At 65.9% G+C, this 23882-nt stretch carries 29 protein-coding genes; 18 read left to right on the top strand and 11 right to left on the bottom strand.

Annotated features, from left to right (window positions below):
* Positions 1-2 precede the first annotated feature (2 nt).
* From GV161_RS06495 to GV161_RS06480, 4 genes are all read left to right on the top strand, one after another.
* The gene (locus tag GV161_RS06495; RefSeq protein ID WP_152015478.1) at positions 3-902 is read left to right on the top strand and encodes an EamA family transporter; all 900 of its coding nucleotides are present in this window, start codon (positions 3-5) and stop codon (positions 900-902) included.
* A 102-nt stretch (positions 903-1004) separates the two neighbouring features.
* Positions 1005-3053 carry a caspase family protein gene (locus GV161_RS06490; RefSeq protein ID WP_244624152.1) on the top strand — a complete coding sequence of 683 codons (2049 nt, stop codon included), beginning with the start codon at positions 1005-1007 and terminating at the stop codon, positions 3051-3053.
* 9 nt (positions 3054-3062) lie between these two features.
* Complete coding sequence (locus tag GV161_RS06485; protein WP_244624153.1) at positions 3063-4400, top strand: hypothetical protein; 1338 nt, start codon at positions 3063-3065, stop codon at positions 4398-4400.
* Positions 4401-4584: 184 nt separating this feature from the next.
* Positions 4585-5361 carry a DUF1499 domain-containing protein gene (locus GV161_RS06480; RefSeq protein WP_152015480.1) on the top strand — a complete coding sequence of 259 codons (777 nt, stop codon included), beginning with the start codon at positions 4585-4587 and terminating at the stop codon, positions 5359-5361.
* 105 nt (positions 5362-5466) lie between these two features.
* On the opposite strand, the gene GV161_RS06475 is transcribed toward GV161_RS06480, so the two are convergent.
* Positions 5467-6402 carry an MBL fold metallo-hydrolase gene (locus GV161_RS06475; RefSeq protein WP_152015481.1) on the bottom strand — a complete coding sequence of 312 codons (936 nt, stop codon included), beginning with the start codon at positions 6400-6402 and terminating at the stop codon, positions 5467-5469.
* A 108-nt stretch (positions 6403-6510) separates the two neighbouring features.
* Here GV161_RS06475 and GV161_RS06470 point away from each other — a divergent pair, with 108 nt between their 5' ends.
* Positions 6511-7137, top strand: a complete 627-nt coding sequence (locus GV161_RS06470) for a biotin transporter BioY (RefSeq protein WP_244624154.1) — start codon at positions 6511-6513, stop codon at positions 7135-7137.
* Positions 7138-7216: 79 nt separating this feature from the next.
* Here GV161_RS06470 and GV161_RS06465 read toward each other — a convergent pair whose 3' ends face one another.
* On the bottom strand, positions 7217-7360 hold the full coding sequence (locus GV161_RS06465) for a hypothetical protein (RefSeq protein ID WP_159650180.1): 144 nt from the start codon (positions 7358-7360) through the stop codon (positions 7217-7219).
* Positions 7361-7669: 309 nt separating this feature from the next.
* Here GV161_RS06465 and GV161_RS06460 point away from each other — a divergent pair, with 309 nt between their 5' ends.
* A complete protein-coding gene (locus tag GV161_RS06460; RefSeq protein ID WP_152015482.1) occupies positions 7670-7987 on the top strand; it encodes a hypothetical protein in 318 nt (105 codons plus the stop codon).
* Positions 7980-9437: a methyl-accepting chemotaxis protein gene (locus GV161_RS06455; protein WP_152015483.1), complete on the top strand. Its 1458-nt coding sequence runs from the start codon at positions 7980-7982 to the stop codon at positions 9435-9437. The genes GV161_RS06460 and GV161_RS06455 overlap by 8 nt, the downstream gene beginning before the upstream one ends.
* 250 nt (positions 9438-9687) lie before the next feature.
* Here GV161_RS06455 and GV161_RS06450 read toward each other — a convergent pair whose 3' ends face one another.
* From GV161_RS06450 to GV161_RS06415, 9 genes are all read right to left on the bottom strand, one after another.
* Positions 9688-10758 (bottom strand): site-specific integrase, encoded by a 1071-nt coding sequence (locus GV161_RS06450; protein ID WP_244624155.1) that lies wholly within the window; start codon positions 10756-10758, stop codon positions 9688-9690.
* Positions 10722-11090 (bottom strand): excisionase, encoded by a 369-nt coding sequence (locus tag GV161_RS31095; protein ID WP_244624156.1) that lies wholly within the window; start codon positions 11088-11090, stop codon positions 10722-10724. Before GV161_RS31095 ends, GV161_RS06450 begins: the two co-directional genes overlap by 37 nt.
* 3 nt (positions 11091-11093) lie before the next feature.
* Positions 11094-12059 carry an oxidoreductase gene (locus GV161_RS06445; RefSeq protein WP_152015485.1) on the bottom strand — a complete coding sequence of 322 codons (966 nt, stop codon included), beginning with the start codon at positions 12057-12059 and terminating at the stop codon, positions 11094-11096.
* Entirely contained in the window at positions 12059-12601 is a 543-nt protein-coding gene (locus GV161_RS06440) for a hypothetical protein (RefSeq protein ID WP_152015486.1), read from the bottom strand. The genes GV161_RS06445 and GV161_RS06440 overlap by 1 nt, the downstream gene beginning before the upstream one ends.
* Complete coding sequence (locus tag GV161_RS06435; protein WP_152015487.1) at positions 12598-13023, bottom strand: hypothetical protein; 426 nt, start codon at positions 13021-13023, stop codon at positions 12598-12600. Before GV161_RS06435 ends, GV161_RS06440 begins: the two co-directional genes overlap by 4 nt.
* An 81-nt stretch (positions 13024-13104) precedes the next feature.
* Entirely contained in the window at positions 13105-13647 is a 543-nt protein-coding gene (locus GV161_RS06430) for a DUF669 domain-containing protein (RefSeq protein WP_152015488.1), read from the bottom strand.
* Positions 13648-13676: 29 nt separating this feature from the next.
* A complete protein-coding gene (locus tag GV161_RS06425) occupies positions 13677-14492 on the bottom strand; it encodes an ATP-binding protein (protein ID WP_152015489.1) in 816 nt (271 codons plus the stop codon).
* 111 nt (positions 14493-14603) lie between these two features.
* Complete coding sequence (locus GV161_RS06420; RefSeq protein ID WP_152015490.1) at positions 14604-15179, bottom strand: hypothetical protein; 576 nt, start codon at positions 15177-15179, stop codon at positions 14604-14606.
* Positions 15176-15613, bottom strand: a complete 438-nt coding sequence (locus GV161_RS06415) for a hypothetical protein (protein ID WP_152015491.1) — start codon at positions 15611-15613, stop codon at positions 15176-15178. Before GV161_RS06415 ends, GV161_RS06420 begins: the two co-directional genes overlap by 4 nt.
* A gap of 506 nt (positions 15614-16119) precedes the next feature.
* Here GV161_RS06415 and GV161_RS06410 point away from each other — a divergent pair.
* The 11 genes from GV161_RS06410 to GV161_RS06360 all read left to right on the top strand — a co-directional run bounded on the left by GV161_RS06410 (position 16120) and on the right by GV161_RS06360 (position 23868).
* Entirely contained in the window at positions 16120-16854 is a 735-nt protein-coding gene (locus GV161_RS06410; protein WP_159650179.1) for a helix-turn-helix domain-containing protein, read from the top strand.
* A 423-nt stretch (positions 16855-17277) separates the two neighbouring features.
* Positions 17278-17583, top strand: a complete 306-nt coding sequence (locus GV161_RS06405) for a hypothetical protein (RefSeq protein WP_152015494.1) — start codon at positions 17278-17280, stop codon at positions 17581-17583.
* Positions 17584-17592: 9 nt separating this feature from the next.
* Positions 17593-17922: a hypothetical protein gene (locus GV161_RS06400; protein ID WP_152015495.1), complete on the top strand. Its 330-nt coding sequence runs from the start codon at positions 17593-17595 to the stop codon at positions 17920-17922.
* A gap of 5 nt (positions 17923-17927) precedes the next feature.
* Positions 17928-18254, top strand: coding sequence for a hypothetical protein (locus GV161_RS06395; RefSeq protein ID WP_152015496.1), 327 nt, complete (start codon positions 17928-17930; stop codon positions 18252-18254).
* Positions 18251-18406, top strand: coding sequence for a hypothetical protein (locus GV161_RS06390; protein WP_159650178.1), 156 nt, complete (start codon positions 18251-18253; stop codon positions 18404-18406). Before GV161_RS06395 ends, GV161_RS06390 begins: the two co-directional genes overlap by 4 nt.
* On the top strand, positions 18403-20073 hold the full coding sequence (locus tag GV161_RS06385; protein WP_152015497.1) for a DEAD/DEAH box helicase: 1671 nt from the start codon (positions 18403-18405) through the stop codon (positions 20071-20073). The genes GV161_RS06390 and GV161_RS06385 overlap by 4 nt, the downstream gene beginning before the upstream one ends.
* Positions 20070-20588 carry an RNase H family protein gene (locus GV161_RS06380; protein WP_152015498.1) on the top strand — a complete coding sequence of 173 codons (519 nt, stop codon included), beginning with the start codon at positions 20070-20072 and terminating at the stop codon, positions 20586-20588. The genes GV161_RS06385 and GV161_RS06380 overlap by 4 nt, the downstream gene beginning before the upstream one ends.
* The gene (locus GV161_RS06375) at positions 20585-20938 is read left to right on the top strand and encodes a transcriptional regulator (RefSeq protein ID WP_244624157.1); all 354 of its coding nucleotides are present in this window, start codon (positions 20585-20587) and stop codon (positions 20936-20938) included. Before GV161_RS06380 ends, GV161_RS06375 begins: the two co-directional genes overlap by 4 nt.
* A complete protein-coding gene (locus GV161_RS06370; RefSeq protein WP_152015499.1) occupies positions 20935-21564 on the top strand; it encodes a hypothetical protein in 630 nt (209 codons plus the stop codon). Before GV161_RS06375 ends, GV161_RS06370 begins: the two co-directional genes overlap by 4 nt.
* Positions 21561-22979 (top strand): DEAD/DEAH box helicase, encoded by a 1419-nt coding sequence (locus GV161_RS06365; protein WP_152015500.1) that lies wholly within the window; start codon positions 21561-21563, stop codon positions 22977-22979. Before GV161_RS06370 ends, GV161_RS06365 begins: the two co-directional genes overlap by 4 nt.
* Positions 22966-23868, top strand: a complete 903-nt coding sequence (locus GV161_RS06360; RefSeq protein ID WP_152015501.1) for a DNA methyltransferase — start codon at positions 22966-22968, stop codon at positions 23866-23868. Before GV161_RS06365 ends, GV161_RS06360 begins: the two co-directional genes overlap by 14 nt.
* Positions 23869-23882 lie beyond the last annotated feature (14 nt).

The following is a 23882-nucleotide window of genomic DNA, read 5'->3' as shown; positions in this document are numbered from 1 at the left end:
GCATGAGCGAGCTCTGGGGTGTGGTGGCCGCGGCAGCGTCGAGCGCGCTTGGAGGGACCTCCATCGCCGCGACGCGCTATCTCGTCGGCCATCTCGATCCCCTCGCGATCGGCTCCTTCCGCTTCGGCATCGGCTGCCTGCTGCTTGCTCCAGTCGCCCTGCTCGGCGACCGGCGCTGGCCTGAACGCGGCGACTGGCTTCAGACCGCCGGGCTCGGGCTGCTCTTCTTCGCGATCTTCCCGATCCTGTTCAACGCCGCGCTGATCTATACGAGCAGCGCGCGTGGGGCGCTGGCCCTCTCGACCCTGCCGCTGCTGTCGCTGATGGTCGGCGCGGCCCTCGGCCGCGAGCGATTGACGGCGCGCAAGACCATCGGCGTGCTGGTCGCCATGGCAGGCGTCGGCTTCGCGCTGCTCTCCGGCCTCGGCCACGCGCCGCCGCAGGCCTGGCGCGGCGACCTCCTGATGATCGCGGCGGCGCTCTGCATGGCGCTTTACGGCATCTGGTCGAAGCCGGTGATCAGCCGCTGCGGACCGATCCCGTTCACCACGGTCGCGATGGCGGTCGGTGCTGTGGCGCTGGTTCTGATCTCGGCGCTGCGCGGCAGCTTCGATGCGGTCTCGCAATTCGCCGTCCCGCAATGGTCGGCGGCCATCTATCTCGGCGTGATCGGCGCCGCGCTGACCTTCTATCTCTGGGCCTTCGCCTTGGGGCGGGCGTCGCCGACCAGCGTTGCAGTCACCGTCACCATCAACCCGGTCACGGCCTCGCTGGTAGCCGCCGTGTTGCTGAACGAGCCGATCGGCTGGAATCTCGTCATTGGGATCGTCGTCGTCGGTATCGGCATCTGGCTCGCGACGACGGACGAGCAGGATCGTTCGGCTAGGCAAGGTGCAGGTTGAACGAACCGAGCGTCACATCTTCGCCACGGATCGTCCGGACAAAAGCCGCATCGACGCACCCGTGCGGTCCCGCGCTGGCGCGCCCTGATTTCGGAGGCGATCTTGCCGGCATTCCTGATCGCGATCCTGCTCTGGCTCGGGCTCGCCTCCAGTTCGATCGCGCAGGCCCCGCCGGCAACCTTCTCCGACAATGCCGAGTCGATCGCGGTGGTGGTCGGCAACAAGAGTTACAAGCAGACCAGCACGGTCGACTTCGCCCATAACGACGCCGAGGCGATCAAGGCCTGGCTCACCGGCACGCTCGGTTTCCGCGAACAGAACGTCTTTCTGCTGAAGGATGCGACGCTCGGCGAGCTCACCCAGATGTTCGGCAGCGAGGCCAATCCGCAAGGCGGCAAGCTATGGCGCAGCGCGGTCGAGGGCCGCTCCAACGTCTTCGTCTATTATTCCGGCCATGGCGTGCCTGATCTCGCCACGCGCCAGCCCTTCCTCTTGCCGCAGGACGGCAACCCGAACGCCAGCGAGAGCGGCTACGCCCTGCAGACGCTCTACCGCAATCTCGAGCTAGTCCGGCAGAAGATCGGGCCGCAGCGGCAATTGATCGCGATGATCGACGCCTGCTTCACCGGCGAGACCGGGCGCAAGGGCGAGAGCCTGCTTGCGGTCTCGGCGCCGGGCTTCACGCCGGCCAAGCCACGCACGGGCGGCGGTATCGTCAAGCTGGTCGCGACCTCCGGCACGACCCCGGCCAACTGGGACGAGAACCAGAAGCTCGGCCTGTTCACCAGCCGCTTCTTGATGGGCGCTGCCGGGCTGGCGCGGCCAGCGGGAGCGCCTGAGACCGGCCCGCTCGCCTGGTCCGACCTGCAGCGCTATCTCAAGGACAGCGTCGAGGCGGCGGCCCGGCGCGACAGCGGCCGCGAGCAGGCTCCGGAGATCGACCTCGCCTGGATCGCCTTGCCGGTGGCGCAGCCGGTGCCGGCCGTGGCGCGTGCCGTCGCATCGGCGCGCGATGAAGCCAACTGGCAGCGGGCCAAGGCGGCTGGCGAGCGCAGCGTGCTCGAGGCCTATGTCGCGCGCTGCGGCGAGACCTGCGGCTATCGCGAGGCGGCGATGGCGCTGCTGCTCGACAAGCGCCGCAGCGGCGAAGCCGCGAGCGACGAGCAGAACTGGATCAGGCTCGGCGGCTCCGGCAAGTACGAGGACTATCTCAAGGGCTGCGGCGCGGTCTGCGCCTATCGCTCCCTCGCCGAAGGCTATCTCGGCCGCACCGACGCTTCGCGCGATCCGCGCGTGCTGGACTGCGACGAGCTCGCGGGCGATCCCAACGATCCCGACAGGCGCGAGGGCGTCAAGGGCGTGAAGTTCGCGCGGATCGATGCCCGCGCCGCGATCTCGGCCTGCAAGCAGGCGGCGGAGTCGCAGCCGCAGATCAGGCGGCTCTCCTACCAGCTCGGCCGCTCCTACGACAAAGCCGAGCGCTACAAGGAGGCGCTCGCGGCTTACGACAAGGCGGCCGATGCCGGCAGTGCCGCGGCGATGAACAATCTCGGTGCGCTCTACGAGAATGGCCAGGGCAATAAGGTCGAGCTGCAGAAGGCCTTTACGCTCTATGAGCAGGCTGCCGGCACCGGCAATGCCATCGCGATGAGCAATGTCGGGCGCATGCTGCAATATGGCCGCGGCCGGCCGCGCGACGAGGCGGCGTCATTACGCTGGTACCAGAAGGCAGCCGAGGCGGGCGACGCCTTTTCGATCGCCAAGCTGGTGCCGGCCTATCTCGAAGGGCGTCCGGGTTTTCCGAAGAATCCGCAGAAGGGTTTTGACCTGTTCCGCCAGGCCGCCGACAAGGGCGATCCGATCGCGATGGTCTCGACGGCGACGCTGATCGACAACGGCTTCGGCTCCTTCTTCCCCGGCGCGAATTCGCTGCAGATGCTGATGAAGGCGCTGGAGAAGGGAGAGGCGGGCGCCGCGGCGATCTCCGCCAGCGATGTCTCCGAGCAGAAGCTGAAGCCGGAGACGGTGCGCGCCTTGCAACGGGCCGCCCAGAAGGCCGATCATTACAGCGGCGCGATCGATGGCCGCTTCAACCCCGTCTTTGTCCGGGCGCTCGATGGTTATGCGCGGTCGCTGGAGCAGGAGCATTAGGACCCGGCTGTGAGCGGTTTGCTGCGAAGCCTCCTCATCGCTGGACTGTTCCTCGCCGCCGGCGGCGCCGCGCGCGCCGACGCCTTGTCGACCTGGCTCGACAATGTCGCAGTCTGCTCGGGCAAACGCGATCTCTCGCTCGCCGTGGTCGGCTTCGATGGCGGCCAGCAGGTCTTGTCGCGCACGCAGGCCGACGAGGTCAGGCTCGCCATCGAGAGCCGCCTGCAGAGCGAAGGTCGGGTCAGGCTGGCGGCGAGCGCCGATGTCGTCCGCATCAAGACGCTGCGCGACAGCCTCAATCTGCAGAAGCAAGGCGAAGCCGAGGCGCAGATCCGCAGGGCGTTCGACGGCGATGCCAGCGTGTTCTTCACCGAGCCGGCGCGGCAGGAGGACAAAGCGAGTTTCCGCCTGCAAGCGATCGCCAAGACCGGCGACTGCAAGGCGACCAGCGAGCCAGTCGAGATCGCGATCCGGATCAAGCCCGGCGTGGTTGACGTCGACCAGGTGATGAGCCGGGTGGTCGAGAATCTCGCGCGCGCAGCGCCCGATCTCAGGCGGGTCGATATCTGCCCCTTCGCTGCAGTGAGCGGCTACAGCGGCTGCAGCGCAGCGCTCGGCGAGCGGCTGCTGCTGGCGCTCGACGCTGAATCGCGTTCCGACGATCGCGTCCTGCGCTCACGGCCGCTGGAGATCCGCAAGGCGGCTCCTGGCCAGTGTGGCGCTGTCGGCGCCGAGGTGACGACGCGCGGCCGTTTCGACCGGGACCGCGACGGCCAGAGCTGGATGGAGCTCGAATTCCGCCGCGGCGGCGCCGTGCTGGCGCCGAGCGGGCGCAATCGTATCCCGGTCGAAGGGCTGGGCTGCGACCCGGCGGTAAGGCCCTTTCTCGAGCATGTCGCCGCCACCGCCGGTTCGGATCGATCTCGGCTCGCTCTGCTGCCGGCGGCGTCGCCTTTCGCGAAAGGGAGGCGGCTCGATGTCCGAATCGAGGGCAAGGCCGGGACGCGGCTGTCCTGCTGGGTGCTGGCGCCTGACGGCACAGCCTCGGTCGTGCTGCCGGTGCGCGGCGAGGAGGGCAGGAGTGTGCTGCGCGCCGGCGGCCAGTCCTACCCCTATGATTTCGGGCTGAACGACATCGTGCTCGACGCGGCCTTCGAGAACCTGTTCGCCTGCTTCGGCACCGACGCCGAGCTGCCGGCGGCCTTGCGCGAGCGCTGGCTCAAGGCGGCGCCGAGCGCTGCCGAGGATGCGGCGACTTTACAGCCGGACGAGGTGCTCGATCTGATCGAGAAACTGCGGGCCGTGCCGGGCGTGGTCGAGGCGACGGCGCGGATCGTCGTGCGCTGATTTTCCTCTGAACCACCACCGTCATCCCGGACGTAGCGAAGCGGAGATCCGGGATCCATTCCTGAGCTTCACCGATAAACGTTCCGGCATGGGTCCCGGGTCTGCGCTACGCTCCGCCCGGGACGACTCGGTCAGTTTCAAGCGATCCCTTGTTTTCTTCCCGAGGCTCAAGCACCTAAGAGAGATGCACCGTCGTCTCGTCTTCGAGGAGCCAATCTCGCGCGCGGCGATCTGGAGCCGGCGGCTGGCGCTGTTCGGGCTGACGGTCGTCGTGCTCGCCGTGCTGATCTTCCGCTTCGGCCAGCCCTCGGTCGAGCGGCTGGCACCGATCGCCGGCGCCTATATCTTCGTGCTGCTCGCCTTCCTGCTGGCGCTCGCCGCCTTCGTCCGCATCTGGCAGGACGGGCATCGCGGCATCGGCATCGCCGTGCAGGCCTTCCTGCTCTGCCTGCTGCTGCTGGCACCGGTCGCCTATGGCGGCTTCCAGCTCGCGACGCTGCCCTTCCTTGCCGACGTCTCGACCGATGTCGACGAGCCGCCGGCCTTCAGCCGCTCGCGCGTGGCCCTGACCGCACGCGAGGGGCGGGTGCCCCCCGATGTTCCGGCCGAGCGGCGCAAGGCGCAGCGCCAGGGTTATCCGAAGGCGGTGCCGATCGTGCTCGAACTGCCGGCCGAGATTGCCTACGACATCGCCCGAAAAGCCTGCGTCACGCTCGGCTGGCAGGTGCTGGAGGGCGCCGCGCCGGGCGGGCGCAGCGGGGCGGGGCGGCTCGATGCGGTGGCGCGCTCGCGCGTGCTGCGCCTCGTCGACGACATCACCATCCGCATCAGGCCGCGCGCCGACGGCAGCCGCATCGACATCCGCTCGGCCTCGCGGCTGGGCGGCTTCGATTTCGGCGCCAACGCCAAGCGCATCGCAGCGTTCGAGGAAGAGGTGAAGCTTTTGGTCGAGCTGCGCTGAGCTGCATTGCCGTCATTGCGAGCGTAGCGAAGCAATCCAGGGGACGTAGAGCGCTGCCGCCCTGGATTGCTTCGTCGCTATGCTCCTCGCAATGACGATGGTGCTTCACGCCAGCCGGTAGCGGCTCGCCAGCAGCGGTGCCCCGTCGTCACAGAGGACGACGCCACGCTCGACCAGATCCTCGAGCTGCGCCAGCACCGAGAGCGATGCGGCGCCGAGCAGGCGAGGTGGGAGTTCCTGATAGATCGGCGGCACCATCTCGGCGATCGTTTCGTCGCCGGCCTGCAGACGGCTGAGGATTGCGGCCTCGCGCAGGCGGCGGTGCTGGACCAGCCCGCGCAGGAAGCGCTGAGGCTCGCGCACCGGGCCGCCATGGCCGGGCCAGTAGAGCCGGTCCTCGCGCCCGCGCAATTTCTCGATCGAGGCCATATAGGCGACCATCGAGCCGTCGGGCGGGGCGACGATCGTCGTCGACCAGGCCATGACATGGTCGCCCGAGAACAGCGTGTTCTCCTCCGGAAGGGCGAAGGCGAGGTGGTTGGCGGTGTGGCCGGGCGTTTCCAGTGCCTGGAGCGTCCAGCCCGGGCCGGAAACGGCATCGCCCTCGGCCATGATCAGATCGGGCGCGTAGTCCCGGTCGGCGGAGGCGTCGAGCGGATTGATCTCGCCGAGAACGAGTTCGCGTGCCGGCCGGTGCAGGCCGCAGCCGACGATGCGCGCGCCAGTCGCCGCCTTCAGCGCCCGCGCCGCCGGGGAATGGTCGCGATGGGTGTGGGTGATGACGATGTCGGTGACGGTCTCGCCAGCGACCGCCGCGAGCAGGGCCTCGACATGGCCGGGATCGTCCGGGCCGGGGTCGATGATCGCGATGCGCCCGCGCCCGACGATGTAGCTGCAGGTGCCGGTGAAGGTCATCGGCCCGCCATTGCCGGCGATCAGGCGGCGCACCAGCGGCGAGAGCTGGACGAGCTCGCCGGAGGCCGCGCCGGGGTCGCGGTCGAAATCGAGCGGCTCGTCGGTCTCGGGAGTAGGGCTGGTCATCTGCACATCCGGAAGCGGCATGATCTCCGGCTTGTCGGCCGGCGGGCCATTTCCTATAGACGAACAGGCCGGGCGTCGACGGCGCCCGAAGAAGAAGGACGAGATCCGATGGCCGAGACGCTGCCACTGCCCGCCACCTCCATGGTCAACGCGGCCCTGCCGGCCCTGTCGGATCCGCGCACGCGCGTCCTGCGCAATGTCGCGCTCGCCGTCATCGGCAGCCTGCTGATCGTCGCTGCCGCCAAGGTCAAGGTGCCGTTCTGGCCGGTGCCGATGACGCTTCAGACGCTGGCCGTGCTCGGCCTCGGCGCCGCCTATGGCGCGCGCTTGGGCGCTGCGACGGTCGCGCTCTACATCGCCTACGGCCTGTTCGGCCTGCCGGTCTTCACCAACACCCCACCAGTCGCGGCCGGCCCGCTCTATCTGCTCGGACCGACCGGCGGCTTCCTGATCGGCTTCGTCGCCGCGGCTGCGATCGCCGGCTGGGCCGGCTCGCGCGGCGCCTCGCTCCTGCGCCTCGCCGGCGGCGTGGTGCTGGCCGAGATCGTGCTGATGGCGCTCGGCTTCGCCTGGCTGGCGCTGGGCGCGCAGATGGCGAGCGGGGCGACCGGCCTCGGCTTCGCCAAGGCCTGGGCGGCGGGCGTCGAGCCCTTCCTGCTCGGCGACCTGATCAAGGCGGCGCTGGCTGCGAGCCTGGTCGGCGCCGGCTGGTCGGTGCTGAAGCGCCGCGGCTGAACCGATCGACTCCATGGAATCAGAAAGCCGGGGCGTTGCCCCGGCTTTTTTGTTGTCCGGAAGCTTCCGGCGTTCTGTGTCAGCCTGCCGGCTTCTGGTCGGTGCAGGCCTTCTTCACCGGCTGCAGGAACATGTCGAGTTCCATCATGTTGCCGCAGCGGTCGCAGCCGGCGAGCAGCGTCGTGAGGCCGAGAATGGCGATGAGGCGGAAGGCGGATTTCATGCGAGCGCGGCTCCAGATTGCGGCGCGAGCATAGCGAAGTGGCCCACTGCGCGCCACTGCGCGGGACGGGCTCCTCGCGCGGCACGCGGGGGCTACGTGCGACAACGCGGCGGAGCAGGGAATTCTCGGCTTCTACCCAGACTTGCATGCGAGACGCTGCGGCGGGGCCGCTTGTTCGTGTGCATCCAGATCTGGTGAGAAAGTGAACACTGGTTCACAGTAATCGCTTCCGTTTACCTGTTGTAAAGCCCAGCAGTCGCACTCTTTGGACAGTTTCTTAACTGCGGATCGGATGCCGGGGGGCACGCGATGCGTGAAATCGGCTTCGGCCTGATGTTCGCTCTGGCCATGGCTTTGGCCGCCTTCCTCGTCGCGGCCTGGCCGGTTCCCGGGCAGCCGATCGCTGCCTTCTTTCCGACCGGTACCTCCCAGCCGGAGATGGCGCGCGCCGTCGCGGAGGCGGGCGGCAGCATCCTCCAATTGGACGCCACTGCAGCCGTCGCGATCAGCGTCGGCGACGGCCGGGACTACGCTGCCGCGCTCTATCGGGCCGGTGCCTGGCTCGTCGTCGACGGTTCGCTGGCTCAATCTTGCATCCGTCAGGCAAGGGGCCTTGCAAATGGGTGAAGTCGAGCGGCTCCGCACACGATTCGCCAAGCTCCTGATCGCGATCCTGTGGGCCAATGTCGGCTTGCTCCTAGTCGGAACGCCGTCCGGCGGGCCTGCCCAGTCGAACCTCATTGTGATGGGTGGGGCTCTCGCAATCCTGAGCACCCTTGCCTGGCGCATTGACCGGATCGGCTGGATCACGCGTCAGGTCACCAGCGTCGCGCTCGTCGGCCAGGTCATGCTGCTGGTCTATGCCTTCGCCGGGCATCCCTACCAGGCCGACCTGCACATGTATTTCTTCGCCATGCTGGCGGTGCTGGCCGGCTGGCTGGACTGGCGCATCTTCCTGCCGGCGACCCTTGCCATCACCGCCCACCATCTCGCGCTGAGCGCCTTCAACTCGATGGGCGTGTTTCCCGGCGGCAGCGACATCAAGCGGGCTTTCCTGCATGGCGCCATCGTGGCCGTGCAGGCGGGGGCGCTGAGCTGGATCGTCTGGTCGCTGCGGCTTGCAGTCGAATCATCCGAGCGGGAGCGGAGCGAGGCGCAGGCAGCGCGCTCGATCGCCGACGAGGCGCGCCGGGATGTCGCCGAGACGACGGCGCGGGCGGCGCATGAGCGGCGGCGCATCCTGCATGACCTCGCCAACGAGTTCGAGCGCAAGATCGCCGGGATCGCGCGGGCGGTGATCGCCTCGATCGCCTCGCTCAGAGCCGCATCCGTGCAGATGCGGACCGGCGCGGAGGAGGTGTCCCAGCGCTCTGTCGCCGCATCGCAGGCATCGCGCTCCTCGTCGTCGAACGTCGTCGCCATCACCGAGGCGACTTCGGAACTCGCCAGTTCCTTCACCGAGGTCGATCGCCAGGTGAACGAGGCGGCCCGGCTCGTCGGCGACACCACGCAGCAGGCGCTGACCGTGCTCGACCGGGTCGGCGATCTCTCGCGCAAAGTGCATGAGATCGGCAACGTCACCCATGTCATCTCGACCATCGCCCGGCATACCAACCTGCTGGCGCTCAACGCCTCGATCGAGGCCGCCAGGATCGGCAATATGGGCGGCGGCTTCGCCGTGGTTGCGCATGAGATCAAGGGGCTTGCCGACGAGACCTGGCGGGCGACCGAGCAGATCCAGAGCCAGATCGACGCGATCGGCCTCTCCGGGGCCGATGCGATCAACGCGATCGACGCGATGACGGCGACGATCGACACGCTCAACCAGATTTCGATCGCCGTCGCGGCGGTCGTTGAGAAGCAGAACGTGGCGACGGCCGGCATCGCCGAGAATGTCAGGCGCGCCGCGGACGAGACCGTCACGGCCGGCGGGCATATCGACATCGTCAGCCGTGTCGCCGAGGAGACCGGCGAGGCGGCGAATCACGTGGCGGATTCGGCCGATGTGCTGTCGCGTCAGTCGGCCGATCTCGACAGCGAAGTCGCCGATTTTCTCGGCCGGATCCGGGTCGCCTGAGGCGGCTTTTCGGCTGGAGCGCGGCGGCATCGGAACGGGATGGACGGCCCTACGGATCGTCGGAACCGGGCCGCGCTCGTCGAAACCGTCGGCATCTCCGTCCGGAAACGAAAAAAAAGCCCCGAAGGGCCGTTTTCGCAACGTCTTGGACTATCTCGGGAAAATTTGGTCGGAGTGGCAGGATTTGAACCTGCGACCCCCTCGTCCCGAACGCTAGCCGGTGCGAATGTGGTGCGCGGGAACGCCGATTCTATCGGGCTTTTGCAAATTCCGGATCTCGTTCTGTTCCTGCGTTTCTGTCCATATCTGTCCGGAGTTCGCGCTTTGGCCTTTTGGCGATGGCAGCAGCGGCCTCGCGGTTATGGTCGGGGTGATGGTGGCCGTAGACGTTCTGAAGCGTCTCCAGCGTCATGCCGAGCATGCCGGACAGGGCGTAGGGATCAGCTCGGTTCTGCATGCCCCAGGTCGCGGCCGTGTGGCGGAGGATGTGCGGCGTGACGTCCTCGCCAAGGCCGGCCGCTTCGCGTACCGCCCGGAAGGCTTTGTGTACGCGCTCGACCGGCTGGCCGTTCCATTCGACCACGAAGCTCTTCGACAAGCCCTTGGCCTCCCAGCGGCGCAGGTGAGCCAACAAGCGCTGATCAAGCCCGACCGGCGGGGTGCGCTTCTTCGTCTCCCGAGTGCCCGGTGGCCGGCGATAGAAGACCCCGCGATCGAGGTCGACATAGCCATGGCCGACAGTCGGGCGGATAGCTGCCGCGCAGACGGCACCGGCGCGGGTGCCGGTGTAGAGGCCAACGAGAATGAAGCGAGCGACATGCCTGGCCGTGTAGCGGGCTGTCTCCAGCGGCGGCCCGCCATCGTCGCCGCGCCGCACGCGCTTTTGCTTCTCGCGCAACTGCCACGCCGCCCAGAGCAGGCGTGCGACCTCGGATCGTGTCAGCCAGCGCTCACGCGGCGGGCCGGCCTGCGGCAGTTCGACAGGGATAGGGTGTGGAAGGACTCGCTCTTTCCAGGCATGCCGCAGGGCCGCGCGCAGATCCTCGAGCTCGCGCCTCGCCGCACCATCTCCGCGCTCTTTCGCGTAAGCCTGGCAGGTGCTCGGCTTGATCTCTGAGCAGCAGCGCTCCTTCCACCATAGGGCGAGCCGCTTGATCCTCGCTCGCGCCTCTGACGGCCGCGCCTGTTTCTCAACTCGCTGTTCGAGATACAGCGCGAGGACATCGTAAATTTTCGGGTCACCGCTCGACAGCGCAACGGCGACCACAGGATTGTGCTTCTCGGTCAGATATTGGCTGAGAGCTTCCTCGGCTGCTCGCATTTCATGAGCAGCGAAGCCAGTCCGACGCTTATTGTTTCCGTCTCGGATGACCCAGCTGGCGCGGTCGACGACGGTTCCGGTGTCGTCGCGCCTTTCGGGCTGGAGGTAGAGCCTCGGTCCTTTTGACGGGCGCGGCATTGCTTCAACATCTCCTCGATCGCAGAGAGCGAGGTGTATTCCTTGCCGGCGACGAACCACGTTTCCAGCCGGCCGGCATCACGCTCCTTGCGCAGCCCGGCAGCCTTCATCCCCCCGCCCGGAAATGCAAGCTCTGCGGCTGTGGACAGGCGCAGCGGGGTGTCAGCAGTAACGGAACCGTCAGCGGCTAGCACGGCCTATTCTCCTGCCGCGTCTAGTCGCGGATCACTCGCCTGAGGCCCGTCGATCCATGTCGAGCCATCCGGCATGCGATAGGTGACCGTGCACGCCGCCTCGTCCGCGTCGATCTGGTCGCCCGGCACGAGATCCGGGATGTAAAGGTGCACGGCGCAGCCCTGCCGCTGTTCCTCGGCCGAGAGGTCGACGCCATGGCGGGCACATCCCCATCCGCCTTCCGAGACGCAGGATGCAAGGCAGGTTCGGCAGTTCCGCCGCGCCTCGGCCGCGCCGTGACAGACCTCGCGAGCGGGGCAGAACCTGCACTCCCAAAAATCAGGATCATCGCTGATGCGGGCCGGCGGGCTGTCAGCGAGCGCGATCCGTTCGGCCCTAGCTTCGTGCGCGGTGGCCAAGGCTGCATCGTAGCTGATGCGCTCGGCTTCGATCTCTTTCGTGTCGCGGTTTTCGGCAACGATCAGCGCTCGGGTGAGACCTAGCGCCCGCATACCGAGCTGGGCCTTGATGAAGTAGCTCGGTTCGCTCTCGCGGATGCCCTTGCGGCGCCAGTTCTCCCAGTCCTTGCGGCTGTAGATGCGGATCTGCAGGAGGTGTGTGGTCACTGGCGCTTCCGGCACCATTGTTGCTGTGCCGTCGAAGAACGTAGTCAGATGACCGCCGGCCATGCGCGCCGAAAATTTGAACCAGGTCTGCGGGTCGCGTGTCTGCACCTTCAAGCCGGCATTCATCAGCAGCGTGATGATCTCAGCCTTGCGCGACATGTCGCTCTCGATCAGACGCCGCTGCCTAGCTTCCGGGCTGAAGGACTTGTGCGCCCAGCGATAGGAGTACCAGAGGCGTCGGTCGCATGCGGTTGCAAGACCGGTGATGCGCAGACTCTCGCCGTCCTTGTACGGCGGCTTGCCGTCAAGGTGCGCCTCGATCGCGAGCGAGGTCGGTGATTGGAGAGACGGGAGCGCGGTCATTAGGCCGCCGCTTTTTCTGCGGCCTCGCGCAGCGCCCAGTATTCCGACATGGCGAGCTTCCGCGAGTGATCCGATGCAAAGCAGGGCGTCTCGCTATCACTCACGGGGACGGACAACAGCAGCGCGTCGCCGATGAATTCCCACGACATGTACATGATCCGCATGCCCAAGCCGTCGCCAGCTTTCATAGTGCTCCTACCGCCCATATGGGCGGTGAAGTGGCTCGCTCCTTTGGCATGAACGGAAGCCAGATCGGCGCAGATCGCCTTGAGTGCCTTTGTCGTACGCTTCGGCATAAACACCGGACGGCGCCGGTCGCCGAACGTCATACGCGTGACTTCGCGCCAGCCGGCTGGGCACTCGTCAGTAGGAAAGCAGAGCCCGGCGATGGTGCTGCCGCGCGTGACGAATTCGTCGCCCCCATGGCGTTTGGCGATGTCAGCCATGGCGACCAGCGCGTCGCTGCGCTCCTTGATGAACGCCTCGGCCTTCGCCTTATCCTCGCCGTCGGCGAGCCAGTATTCGCGCTCCTGATCGCTCATGACCTCAGCTCCTGCAGAACCTCGGCAACCGAGATGCAGATCCTGTCAGCCAGGAGCGCCATCAGCTCCGGTTCTTCACCGTCGCGGGTCAGGACGAGCGTGCGCTTGCCAGCGCCGGCCATCCATCCGAGCTCGAGATGGGCAGAGCGTCCGCTGGGCAGCAGTAGTAGCCCGGTATCGGCCCAGCGCATGGCCGAGAAATCGGCATTGAATCCCTGCGCCGCGCGCGGATGCGAGAGCAGCGCCCGGCGATAGTCGGCAGCAGAGCAGGGCAATTCCAGGCCAATGTCCGACCATTTGAACCCGGTCGAATGCGGCGGATTGCGGAAGTCATAGACTTCGTGCCCGGCGATGCGCAGGCGCTCGACCAGGGCGGGCTGTTCCGGGTTGCGCCAGGATGATGCGAGATAGATGCGAGCCATTTCGGTTTCTCCCGGCAAGGCTCCGCCGTTCGCCGTGGAAGGGTCCGCGGCGTCGCCTTGCTTCAGTTCGAGTTGATCAGGTCAGCGGGCGCCGGCTTGGCGGTTCATCCACCCTGGCCGGCTGCCGCCACCGGTTGCCGCCGAAGCGGCCTGACGCTGCTGCTGCGCCGGTGCCGGCCGCTGCACGGGGGCGGAGCGTTGCGAGCTCGCGCCGCCATCACGCGGGATGAAGCGGCTGATCTCGTTCTTCGGGTCGGGGTATTCAGGCGTCGTCTTGCCGATCTTCACGCTCGCCATGAACGCGATGCCGTGCAGGTCGTTGCTGTCCTCCAGCGGCCCGGTGTGGCCGATGGCAGCGCAGAGATTCTTGATCTCCCGCTGGCCGATCTCCTGCGCGGTCGCGTTCTCATGCTGGAAATTGTGCTGCGAGAAGATGCGCCGGTTCTCGTGCGGGCCGCTGACGACGCGATGCTGGAGCTTGAGAAGCATACCCTTGCCGCTCCTGGTCTGGACAAGGTCGCTGTCGACGACCTCCAGTTCATAGCGACCAGGCGGGATCGGCTCGAAACTACCATTGTCGTCGTCCGGGACTTCGTCGGGATTGAAGCCATTGAGGTTAGCCATAGCCGTCTCTCCTGTCGTTCGGGTTTGGGTCAGGCCGCCTTGGCGACCTTGGCGGGTTCGGCCGGCTCAGGCTGGCCGGGCAGGTACTTGGCCAGCTCGGCATAGCCCTGGCCCTCGCGGTACGGGATCTTCGCCGGCAGTTTGTAGCGGGAGCCGGCAACCTGCGACGGGCGCCCCTCGCTGTAGATGAAGCGGGTCGCGCCGCCCTCGGCATGCGCCCGCTTCTTGTTCGGGCCGGCGTCTTCTTCCTTCACCGTGACGTCCCGCTTCAGCAGCAAGATGGCGTCCATCTCGCGCTCGATGAGCTTCTGCGCCCGATCGTGCACGTCGATCTCGTAGCGGTGATAGGAGACGGTCTCCGGATCGTCGAAGCGGTCGACCTTGGCGTGACCGATGAGGATCGTCGTCATGCCGCGCCCGGTGCGCAGCATGTTGATCGCGTCCATCAGCTCCTTCCAGACGTTCAGGGCGTAGATGTAGCCCTTGCCGTAGCCGAAGTCCTCGATGCGCTGCTTGGCGTTGCCCTTCTCGTCGCCGCGCGCGCAGGTCTCGTCATAGATCATGACCTGCAGCTCGCTGATCGAGTCGATGACGAGCGTCTTGAATTCGTGCTCCTCCTCGTAAAGCGAGCGCATCGCCTCCATCACGTCGCCATAGGACTGGATCTCCGAGCGGCCCCAGCCGTCGAGCGAGACGGACGTGTTCTGCCCGTCCTCGATTTGAATGAAGACCGCGTCGGGGAATTCGCTGGCCAGCGTCGTCTTGCCGATCTTGGGCGGGCCGTAGATCAGGATGCGGGGCGGGTCGATCGCTTCGATCTTCCGCAGCTTGCTCATGAAGCTCATGGTTGCGTCTCTCTTTCGTCTCTGTCGGATCGTCTCCCGATTGAGGTCCGCGCCGGGGACCGGGAGACGAAACCGGATGTCGCCCCGCTCACGCGGGAAGCCCCGGCGCAGCTATGCAGCCTCAGCCCCTTCCTGAGGGAGGAGAGCAGGAAGGGGCCTCGGGCCGCCGCCGACGCTCGCGAGCGCAGCGGAAACGTGTTGGATGGGGACGACCGTCACGATGCAGGCCTTGCCGGCGACAGCATTCGAGCGGTGTGCCATGACGAGGTCGGCATAATGATCGTCGGGCGTCAGGCCGTGCGCGACGAGAAGATCCTCGGGCGCCTTGATCCGGTTGCTGCAGTCGCCGGGCATGCCGCGCGGGAGAGCCAGCAGGAAGGCGAACGGGCCAGTCACTGGCGACAGCCGCTCTTGTTTGAGCGCCCAGCCGGCGGCCTCGATCCAGCGCGCATAGTCCTGCGATTTTGCACGGCCGCGCCCGACAGCCTTGAACAGATTGTTGGTCGACGGAGGCAGAGGCAGCGTGATCGTGAAGCCCTGGGCGGCCCCAGCTGACGAGGCCGGGGCCTGTTTCCCAGATGAGTCACGAGTTGAGCTTACGCCATGGAGCCTCGTATCAACCGTAACCCGGAGCGCCGGGCGCGCATCGCCGGGTCTCCCGGCCATGTTCAGGAGCGGTGCGGTCATGGCGTCACCTGATGAGTGCCTTGCCCAATCGGGCGAGCAGCGCGCCGCAACGCATCAATCGCGTCGCTATGGAAATCCGGGTCGATCGCGACAAGCGCCGCCTCGATCCGCGCAAGACGCGCCTCAAGAGCCTGAGCTTCATCGCGCGTTTCCTGTTCGCGTTTCGATGCGCGTCGCAGCGCGTCCATTTCCTCAGCCCGGATCGCGCGGGCTTCCTTGCGCCAGATGTCTTCGGCCCGGCCGAAAGACATGGGCTTGGCGAGGAAGCGGGATGCCCGCCTGGCAGCGCGATTGATCGCGGATTTGATACTGTCTCCGGGCGGGCATGGCTGCGCCAGCGCCCGCATGAGATCGGAGGCTTCACAAACGGCACTCATAAGCAACACCGTGCGCTCGGGATGATTTTCCGATTTCTCGGGGTGAAATTCCGACATCTCGGGAACGCCTTCTGTTTTGATCAGGGCGTTCCGAGACGGAGATGTCCGAATGAGAAGACTTGATGCGATCGTCGCCGACCTGCTTGCCGGCCTGCAGGCGATGATCGCGAAACGTCAGCGCCGCAGGCTGCAGCGACTGAACCTGAGCCGCCGATCTGGGGCGGCGCGGCAGCCAAGGCGACGACGAGGGGAGGGCCGCGACTGACATCACGCGGCCTCCGCCAAATAGAAGTCATTCGCGGTGACTTGGCCGCGAGTTGCCTCAGTGATCCGGCGCATGTCGCCGGGACGGGGCACAGCCTGGCCCAGCATCCATCGGCTGACATTTTGACGACTTGATTGGACCTTCCGAGCGAACTCGGAAGGCTTCATGTCGTGGGTCCGGAGGTAATCGGCGAGTTTCATGTCACACGTTATGTCACATCATGAGTGACATCGCAAGCGGAAGCGTCGCAAATTATGTGCGTTCCGATTTGTGTCGCAATTTGCGAGCGTCCCGCGCCATGACGCCGCTCGCGCAAGCTGTTGAAAAAGCTGGGATCAGCCTCAGCGAATTGGCGCGTCAGCTCGGCACTAGCCGGCAGAACGTGTCACGCTGGGCATCCGGAGCTGTGCCGCTCCCGCGGGATCGCGCGGTCCGAGTGGCTGAGATCCTCGGGGTACCGGCGCACGTTCTTATTCTTGGGGGCGAAATGCACTCCGGGTCTGACGTTCTTCTGGCGCTCACGGCCAAGGAAGCACCGCAGATGACTGGCTACCGTGTTGAGCCAAATGCGGTGTTTGAAGGCGGCGATGTACGCCTCCCCGCCGTCGGGCAAATGCTCCGCGATATTCAAGAGCTCGGTGCTACCGTCGGCGGCTTCGGCGACGATGAAAGCGCGTTCGAGATGAATGGGCAGGTCGTTGACTTGGTCCCTCGGCCACCTGGCCTCGCTCATCGCAAGGATGTCTTCGCGTTGCGCGTGTCCAACAATAGCATGTGGCCAAAATTCAAAGACGGCGAGCGCGTTTATGTCGAGCGGCGCAAACCGGCTATCGGCGACGATGTCGTAATCGAACTGCACCCGGCCGAAGAAGGCCAGCCGGGGAAATCGTTCATCAAAAACCTGATCAGCCGAAGCTCCGCACTGATTATTGTTGAGCAGTACAACCCGTTCGGCCGCCTCGAGTTTGATTCGCGCGAAGTGCGGCAAGTTTTCCGGGTCATCCCCTGGCAGGAAGTAGCTGGCCTAGCCTAGCCGCGCCTGAAAGTCGGGATGAGGAATAGGTTGCGGCCATAGGCGCCGCGGTCCTTGCATGGCTGGCAGATGAGCTTCGGCTTGAGATCCGCATCGCACTGGAAGCCCTTTCCATAAAGCGACGAGAGGGTCTCAGGCCCCATGCGCTTTGCGTTGCCGCAGTCCTCGCATCGAATAAACAGCGCTGCGTAGTCCGCTAGCGTCGGCTTGGGGGATTGAGCGGGTCGCACGCTACTCATGATCAATCCTTAATGTTCCGTTTCTGTTCTCATTGAAGACAGAACCGGTGCAAGGAGTCGAGTCGAATGATTCGCCGCTCGTCCATGGCGGCGCACATCAGGATGTCACATTTTTTGTTCCACCCGTATTGTCACACGTCACATATTGTGAGACAACGTCTCCACCCAACCGGGAGACGAACTCATGGCAAACCCCTTCCACAATGTTTCCAGCGCCCTGCTCGCCGACGAGTATGGCCAGCTGAAAGGCGAGATCGACGCAAGATCCGAGCGCATCGACGCCATCAAGGCCGAGCTGATCGCTCGCAAAGAGGAGCGCGTCGAAGGCCGTCAGGTCACGCTGACGATCGCCGAGCAGACTTCGACCCGCCTCGACACGAAGGCCGTCGAAGCCTTCTTCGGGCCAGGATCGCTCGACCAGTTCAAGAAGGAGACCAAGTCGACCGTCGTGCGCATGAAGCCGACGCTCGTCTTCGGTCAGGCCGCGTGAGGTGCTCTGATGGGCACCTTCGACTTCACCTACGAGGCTTCCGATCTCGATCTCGGCAACTACTGCCTGTCCGGCGACTGGGCGCTGAAGCTTTCAACTGATGACGACGGCTTCAGCTTTAAGCTGATCGACGCCGAAAGCTGCCTGAAGGGCGTTTCGAAGGCGGGCTTTGCCAGCGTGCAGGAATGGGTCGAGTGCGACACATCTCCGCGCGCTCGCGGCTCGAAAGATCGCTCCCTCGTCCGGCAGGCCTACGAGGATGCTCTCGTCGAGCGCCGGGTGGATCGTTCAGCCGATCGCGCCGCATGGACGCATCAGTTCCTTCCGGCGGCGGAGTGATGGCCATGAGAACCGTCACCTACTGGATACCCGCCGCGACCCTCGCTGAGGCCGGCGTCGTCGCCCGAGCCGTTCATCGCCGCGCCGTGCCGCGCATGCCCTGGCATGGCGATGAAACCGCCTGCCAGCGCCGCGCTGACGAGTGCAATGCCTTGCTCGGCGCCCGGCCGGTCAAGCCGTTCGCCATCGTGATCGAGGAGCGAACCGTCGACGATGGCCGCATCGTCAATGTCTGGGCAGGCGACCGTATCGGCGAGATCGCTGCCGCCATCGTCCTCTTCGCCATGATCCCGCTCGTCGGCATCGCCAGCTTCTACGAGGTGATGGCATGACTCAGCACGAAGCGTTTGTCCTCGGCTGCATCGTCACGATCGTCGTCGAGTTGATCGTCCTTGGCGCTCTCTGGATCGCTCGCTCGCGCCAGAGCGTTGAAGCGGCGGACGAAGTGTATGGCGACTGGCCACATCTGGAGCGCCGGCCATGACCGAGCTTCGCCCCTATCAGCGCGAGGCGATCGACGCCGTCCATGCCTATTGGGAGAAGGGCGGCGGCAATCCGCTCGTCGATCTCGCCACCGGCACCGGCAAGAGCGTCGTCCTGGCGCAGCTCGTTCGCGACGTCGTCGAGGACTACGACGCCCGCGCGCTCGTTCTGACACACGTCAAGGAGTTGGTCGAACAGGACCTGCGCGCCACCCTGCGCCTTTGGCCGCAGTGCCCGGCCGGGATCAATTCCGCAGGTCTCGGCCGTCGCGATTTGCGCTCGCAGGTTCTGTTTGCCTCGATCCAGTCCGTCTTCAAGCAGGACGGATATTCGCTCGGCAAGCGCCATCTCGTGATCGTCGACGAGGCCCATCTCGTGCCGCGCTCCGGCGACGGGATGTATCTGACGCTGATCAACAAGCTGCGGGAGACCGAGCCGGAGCTGCGCGTCGTCGGCCTGACCGCGACGCCCTATCGCCTCGACTCCGGGCGCTTGAACGAAGGCGACGGCCGGCTGTTCGACGACATCGTCTATTCCTACGGCATCGGCGAAGGCGTGCGCGACGGCTTCCTGTCGCCGCTGAAGTCGCCGAACCTCGAGGTTGGCATTATCGACGCCCGCGGCATCGCCAAACTGGGCGGAGAATTCAAGGCGAGCGCGCTCGAGGCGGCTGCGAACAAGGACGCGCTCGTCAAGGCTGCGGTCGCCGATATCCTCGTGCGCGGCCAGGATCGCCGCGGCTGGATCTTGTTCTGTTCGGGCGTCGACCACTGCGAGACGGTGCGCGCTGAATTGGCGAGCCACGGCGTTGCGGTGGCCAGCGTCACCGGCGAGACGCCGAAGGACGAGCGGGACCGCGCCATCCGCTCCTTCAAGGCCGGCCAGCTGCGCGCCCTGACCAGCGTCGGCGTACTGACGACCGGCTTTGATGCCCCGCATGTCGATCTCATCGCCATGCTGCGCCCGACCCTGTCGACCGGCCTCTACGTGCAGATGCTCGGCCGTGGCACCCGGCTGGCTTCCGGCAAGGATAACTGCCTCGTCCTCGACTACAGCGGCAACGTCCGCCGCCATGGCCCGGTCGATGCCATCGAGATCCTCGGCCGCGGCCAGGAGGCCGGCAAGAGCGAGAAGACAGAGGTCGAAACCGTCAGGGCCAAGCCCTGCCCGCAGTGCAGCGAGCTCGTCGCGCTGCGCACCATGGAGTGTCTCGACTGCGGCTATCAGTGGCCCGTCGAACCCAAGCATGAGGCCAAGGCGGACGAGGAAGCCGCCGTCATGGTCCGCGAGGTCGAGGAGCGTTGGCTGACGGTCGACGGCATTTCCGCGCGCCCGCATGTCTCTGCGGCCGGCAACACCTCTCTGCGCGTCGACTATTTCGTCGGGCTGAAGGCCTACACCGACTGGGTCTCGCTCGGCCAGTTCGGATGGCCCGGCGAGAAGGCGGCCGCCTGGTGGAAGCGGATGACCGGCATGTCGGCGGAGGGCGTCGACGTAGACGGCGCCGATAGGCTGATCCGCGACGGTGACGCCAAGATCAACTGCAGCGCGATCCGCATCAAGCGCGACGGCAAGTACTGGCGCGTCGTCGAGCGGCTGCGCTCGGACGGCTTCGCGGTCGACGAGAAGCTGAAGCTTCGTGCGGTCGAGCGGAGGGTCGCGGCATGATCCTCACTCTCTTCTGTGACGCCTCGCATTGCTCTCGCACCCTGTCAGCTGGATGGGGAGCCTGGGCCAAGCGCGAGGAATGGGAGCGCGGTCGCATCTTCGGCGGCCCGCTGACCAGCAAGCCCATCAACTCGACCGAGGCCGAGCTCGCGGCCATCGCCAATGCGCTTCAGCAGCTCTCCGGCTCTGGAGATCTCACCGGCATCAAGACCCTGGTGATCCAGTCCGACAGCCTTGCCGCGCTGGCGATCGTCCGGTCCCTGCCGACGGCTGCATGGTCACGCAGCGACGATAGGCGGGATAGTAGCTCGGCACCGACCAAGCAGAGGCTATCGGCCTCCGAGATGGCATCGCTGTCGACTATCCGCGACGCCGCTGGCGGCCGACCCCTCTTCCTGCGCCACATCAAGGGCCACAAGTCCGGCACCGGTCGAAACTGGGTGAACGGCCAGTGCGACCGCGTCGCCAAGCGGCACATGGTCCAGCTGCGCCAGGCTGGCGAGATGACGGTATGACTGTCATCCGCTTCCCAAGACCGCGCATCTGCCTCGAATGCGGTGAGCAGTTTCAGGCCCGCGACGACGAGGTGCATTTCTGCACGACCGAATGCCGCAAGGCTTTCAATAACCGCCGGGCCGTGCGCGGCGCCGAGCTTTACGACCTCTACATGGCGCACCGGTTCGAGCGGACTGAGGCGCAGGCTGCCGGCGTGTTCAAGGCGATCAACCGCCTCGCCTCGAACTGGCGAGAAGAGGACAAGCGACAGCGCGCCGGCCGTAAGTCCTGGCGCCCCTTCCGCAGAATTTTCGACGCGAAGCCGTATCTCGGCGCCGTCCGCCTCGGCTGGATGAGGGCCGGACGATGAAGGCGCTTCGTGTTCTCGTCGCCTGCGAATTTTCCGGGACCGTGCGGCGCGCCTTTGCAGCTCGCGGCCACGATGCATGGTCCTGCGACCTGCTGCCGGCCGAAGATCGCAGTAACCGCCATATCGTAGGGGATGCCCGCGCGATCCTCAGCGATGGCTGGGATCTGCTGATGGTCGCGCATCCGCCTTGCACGCGACTGTGCAACAGCGGGGTGCGCTGGCTTTCAGTGCCTCCGGCCGGTCGATCGCTCGACGACATGTGGCGCGATCTCGACGAAGGCGCCGCTCTGTTCTCCGCATTCTGGAACGCGCCGATCGAGCGCATCGCCATCGAGAACCCGGTCATGCACCGGCATGCGAAGGCCCGCATCGTCAATTACCGCGAGCCGGCGCAGAGCGTGCAGCCGTGGCAGTTCGGCCATGGCGAGGTCAAACGGACGTGCCTCTGGCTGAAGAACCTGCCGCCGCTCACTCCTACCAGCGTCGTCGAAGGCCGCACGCCTCGCGTCCACCGAATGAGTCCCGGCCCTGATCGCTGGCGGGAACGCTCGCGCTTCTTCTCCGGCATCGCCGACGCGATGGCTGACCAGTGGGGCGGCCTTGTCGAAGAAACGAGGGCGGCATGACCGATCATCTCACCGCCTATCGCGCGCTCTGTGCGTCCAAGCGTTCCGAGCCGCTGCGCGCAGGTATCAGCCGCACGCCAGAGCTCAACGCCACGCTGCGTGACCATCAGCGTGCTGGCGTCGAATTCGCCCTGCGCGCCGGCCGCTCAGCGCTCTTCTACGATACAGGCCTCGGCAAGACCCGCATGATGCTCGACTGGGGCAGATGTGTCGTCGAGCACATGAACAAGCCGGTGCTGATGCTGGCGCCGCTCGCCGTTGGTGAGCAGCACCTGCGCGAGGCGGAAGCCATGGGCGTTGATGCGTCGATCTCGCGCTTCGGCCAGCCACCATCATCGCCGCGTATCGTCATCACCAACTATGAGCGCCTGGAGCGCTTCGACCCCGCTGATTATGCCGGCGTCATCCTCGACGAGTCGTCGATCCTGAAGAGCTTCACCGGCGCCACGACGCGCAAGCTAATCGAGGCCTTCCGGCAGACGCCTTTCCGTCTCGCTGGCAGCGCCACGCCGGCGCCGAACGACCATACCGAGCTGGGCCAGCATTCCGAGTTTCTTGGCGTCGACAGCCGGACCAAGATGCTGACGCGGTTTTTCCTTCACGATAGCGCCGACACCGGCGAATGGCGGCTCAAAGGTCATGCCGTTCGCCCGTTCTGGGACTGGGTCGCCAGCTGGGCGCGTTGCGTATCGAAGCCATCAGATCTCGGCTTCAGTGACGAAGGCTATGACCTCCCCGCGCTCGATATCGTCAAGCACCTGGTGCGCGCCGATCGCATGCAGGACGCCGGCGAGGAGAAGAACGGCCAGTTCCGCATGTTCCGCATCCCGGAACGATCGGCGACGTCGATCCACAAGGAGAAGCGCCTGACCGCAGCAGATCGGGCCGCGCATGTCGCTGGGATTGTTGCAGGTGTTCCGACCGGCGATCCCATCTGCATATGGGTCGATACCGACTACGAGGCGGAGGCCGTTCGCGCCGCCGTGCCGGAGGCGATTGAGGTCAGCGGCAAGATGCACGCCGATGTCAAGGAGGAGCGGCTTTCCGCGTTCTGCCGCGGTGAGCTGCGCGTCCTCCTGACGAAGCCGTCGATCGCCGGTTATGGCCTCAACTGGCAGCACTGCAACCAGACCGTCTTCACCGGCCTGAGCTTCAGCTACGAGGCCTTCTATCAGGCCGTCCGACGCTTCTGGCGCTTTGGCCAACCGCACCCAGTCTCGGCTCATGTCGTGATGGCGGACACCGAGGCCGCGATTGTCGAGGTCGTTCAGCGCAAGGCCGGCGACCATGACCGCATGAAGGCGGAAATGGCTGCCGCCATGCGCCGTGCCGCCGTCGAGCAAGCCGTTCTCAGTCCTTACAGCCCAGACAAGGAGGCCACGCTCCCGGCGTGGATGGCCAATGCAGGTCTTTGATCAGAAGATTGGCGAGCGCTTCGCCGCCTACAACGTCGACACCGTCGAATTTACGGCCGGCATGCCGGCGTCATCGGTCGATTTCAGCGTCTATTCTCCGCCCTTCGCCCACCTCTTCGTCTACAGCGAGAGTGAGCGCGACATGGGCAATGTCGCTGATTACGAGGAGTTCCGGGCGGCTTATCTTCCGCTGGTCACGGACCTCCTCCGCGTCACGAAGCCAGGGCGTGTCACTGCTGTCCATTCGAGCGATATCCCGACAACCGCCAGTCGCGACGGCGTGATCGGGCTGCGTGATTTCCCTTCGGACATTCGGCAGGCCCATGAAGATGCAGGGTGGATCTACGCCGGCAAGGTGACGATCTGGAAAGATCCCGTTGTCGAAATGCAGCGGACCAAAGCGCATGGCCTGCTCTACAAGACGTTTCGAACTGATGCGAGCCGCTGCCGCCCCGGCATGCCGGACTACCTGACTTTCTTCCGGAAGCCTGTCGACGGGGCGACCAGCAAGACCCCTGACCCGGTCGTCCACGACCCGAACCAATATCCAGTCGATCGATGGCAGGAGATCGCCTCGCCCGTCTGGATGACCGTCGACCAGACGAACGTCCTCAACGTCAAGGTCGTTCGCGACGACAAAGATGAGCGGCACCTTTGCCCGCTTCAGCTCGATGTCATCGAGCGAGCGATTACGCTCTATTCCAATCGCGACGACACGGTCTACTCGCCGTTCATGGGTATCGGCAGCGAGGGCTACCAGTCCCTACGCATGGGGAGAAGATTTATCGGGACAGAACTCAAGGACGCCTATTTTCGACAGGCGGTCAAAAACCTTGAGAAGGCCGAGCGCGAGGGGCCGGCAACCGATCTGCTGGCGAGGGTTGCGTGATGGCGCTGCCCTGG

Source organism: Bosea sp. 29B, from assembly GCF_902506165.1.
GTDB lineage: Bacteria > Pseudomonadota > Alphaproteobacteria > Rhizobiales > Beijerinckiaceae > Allobosea.
Note: the sequence above shows the minus strand (reverse complement) of the source record. Positions and strands in the feature narration are given on the sequence as shown.

Bases quoted from the DNA above. Each gene is read 5' to 3' on its own strand.
- GV161_RS06475 (WP_152015481.1), bottom strand. From the start codon at position 6,402: ATGACCAGCCCTACTCCCGAGACCGACGAGCCGCTCGATTTCGACCGC.
- GV161_RS06445 (WP_152015485.1), bottom strand. From the start codon at position 12,059: ATGACCGCGCTCCCGTCTCTCCAATCACCGACCTCGCTCGCGATCGAG.
- GV161_RS06480 (WP_152015480.1), top strand. From the start codon at position 4,585: ATGCACCGTCGTCTCGTCTTCGAGGAGCCAATCTCGCGCGCGGCGATC.
- GV161_RS06360 (WP_152015501.1), top strand. From the start codon at position 22,966: ATGCAGGTCTTTGATCAGAAGATTGGCGAGCGCTTCGCCGCCTACAAC.
- GV161_RS06380 (WP_152015498.1), top strand. From the start codon at position 20,070: ATGATCCTCACTCTCTTCTGTGACGCCTCGCATTGCTCTCGCACCCTG.
- GV161_RS06400 (WP_152015495.1), top strand. From the start codon at position 17,593: ATGGGCACCTTCGACTTCACCTACGAGGCTTCCGATCTCGATCTCGGC.
- GV161_RS06460 (WP_152015482.1), top strand. From the start codon at position 7,670: ATGCGTGAAATCGGCTTCGGCCTGATGTTCGCTCTGGCCATGGCTTTG.
- GV161_RS06390 (WP_159650178.1), top strand. From the start codon at position 18,251: ATGACTCAGCACGAAGCGTTTGTCCTCGGCTGCATCGTCACGATCGTC.
- GV161_RS06430 (WP_152015488.1), bottom strand. From the start codon at position 13,647: ATGGCTAACCTCAATGGCTTCAATCCCGACGAAGTCCCGGACGACGAC.
- GV161_RS06435 (WP_152015487.1), bottom strand. From the start codon at position 13,023: ATGGCTCGCATCTATCTCGCATCATCCTGGCGCAACCCGGAACAGCCC.
- GV161_RS06405 (WP_152015494.1), top strand. From the start codon at position 17,278: ATGGCAAACCCCTTCCACAATGTTTCCAGCGCCCTGCTCGCCGACGAG.
- GV161_RS06470 (WP_244624154.1), top strand. From the start codon at position 6,511: ATGGCCGAGACGCTGCCACTGCCCGCCACCTCCATGGTCAACGCGGCC.
- GV161_RS06365 (WP_152015500.1), top strand. From the start codon at position 21,561: ATGACCGATCATCTCACCGCCTATCGCGCGCTCTGTGCGTCCAAGCGT.
- GV161_RS06395 (WP_152015496.1), top strand. From the start codon at position 17,928: ATGAGAACCGTCACCTACTGGATACCCGCCGCGACCCTCGCTGAGGCC.
- GV161_RS06450 (WP_244624155.1), bottom strand. From the start codon at position 10,758: ATGCGAGCAGCCGAGGAAGCTCTCAGCCAATATCTGACCGAGAAGCAC.
- GV161_RS06425 (WP_152015489.1), bottom strand. From the start codon at position 14,492: ATGAGCTTCATGAGCAAGCTGCGGAAGATCGAAGCGATCGACCCGCCC.
- GV161_RS06375 (WP_244624157.1), top strand. From the start codon at position 20,585: ATGACTGTCATCCGCTTCCCAAGACCGCGCATCTGCCTCGAATGCGGT.
- GV161_RS06465 (WP_159650180.1), bottom strand. From the start codon at position 7,360: ATGAAATCCGCCTTCCGCCTCATCGCCATTCTCGGCCTCACGACGCTG.
- GV161_RS06410 (WP_159650179.1), top strand. From the start codon at position 16,120: ATGACGCCGCTCGCGCAAGCTGTTGAAAAAGCTGGGATCAGCCTCAGC.
- GV161_RS06370 (WP_152015499.1), top strand. From the start codon at position 20,935: ATGAAGGCGCTTCGTGTTCTCGTCGCCTGCGAATTTTCCGGGACCGTG.
- GV161_RS06415 (WP_152015491.1), bottom strand. From the start codon at position 15,613: ATGTCGGAATTTCACCCCGAGAAATCGGAAAATCATCCCGAGCGCACG.
- GV161_RS06420 (WP_152015490.1), bottom strand. From the start codon at position 15,179: ATGACCGCACCGCTCCTGAACATGGCCGGGAGACCCGGCGATGCGCGC.
- GV161_RS06495 (WP_152015478.1), top strand. From the start codon at position 3: ATGAGCGAGCTCTGGGGTGTGGTGGCCGCGGCAGCGTCGAGCGCGCTT.
- GV161_RS06455 (WP_152015483.1), top strand. From the start codon at position 7,980: ATGGGTGAAGTCGAGCGGCTCCGCACACGATTCGCCAAGCTCCTGATC.
- GV161_RS06385 (WP_152015497.1), top strand. From the start codon at position 18,403: ATGACCGAGCTTCGCCCCTATCAGCGCGAGGCGATCGACGCCGTCCAT.
- GV161_RS06440 (WP_152015486.1), bottom strand. From the start codon at position 12,601: ATGAGCGATCAGGAGCGCGAATACTGGCTCGCCGACGGCGAGGATAAG.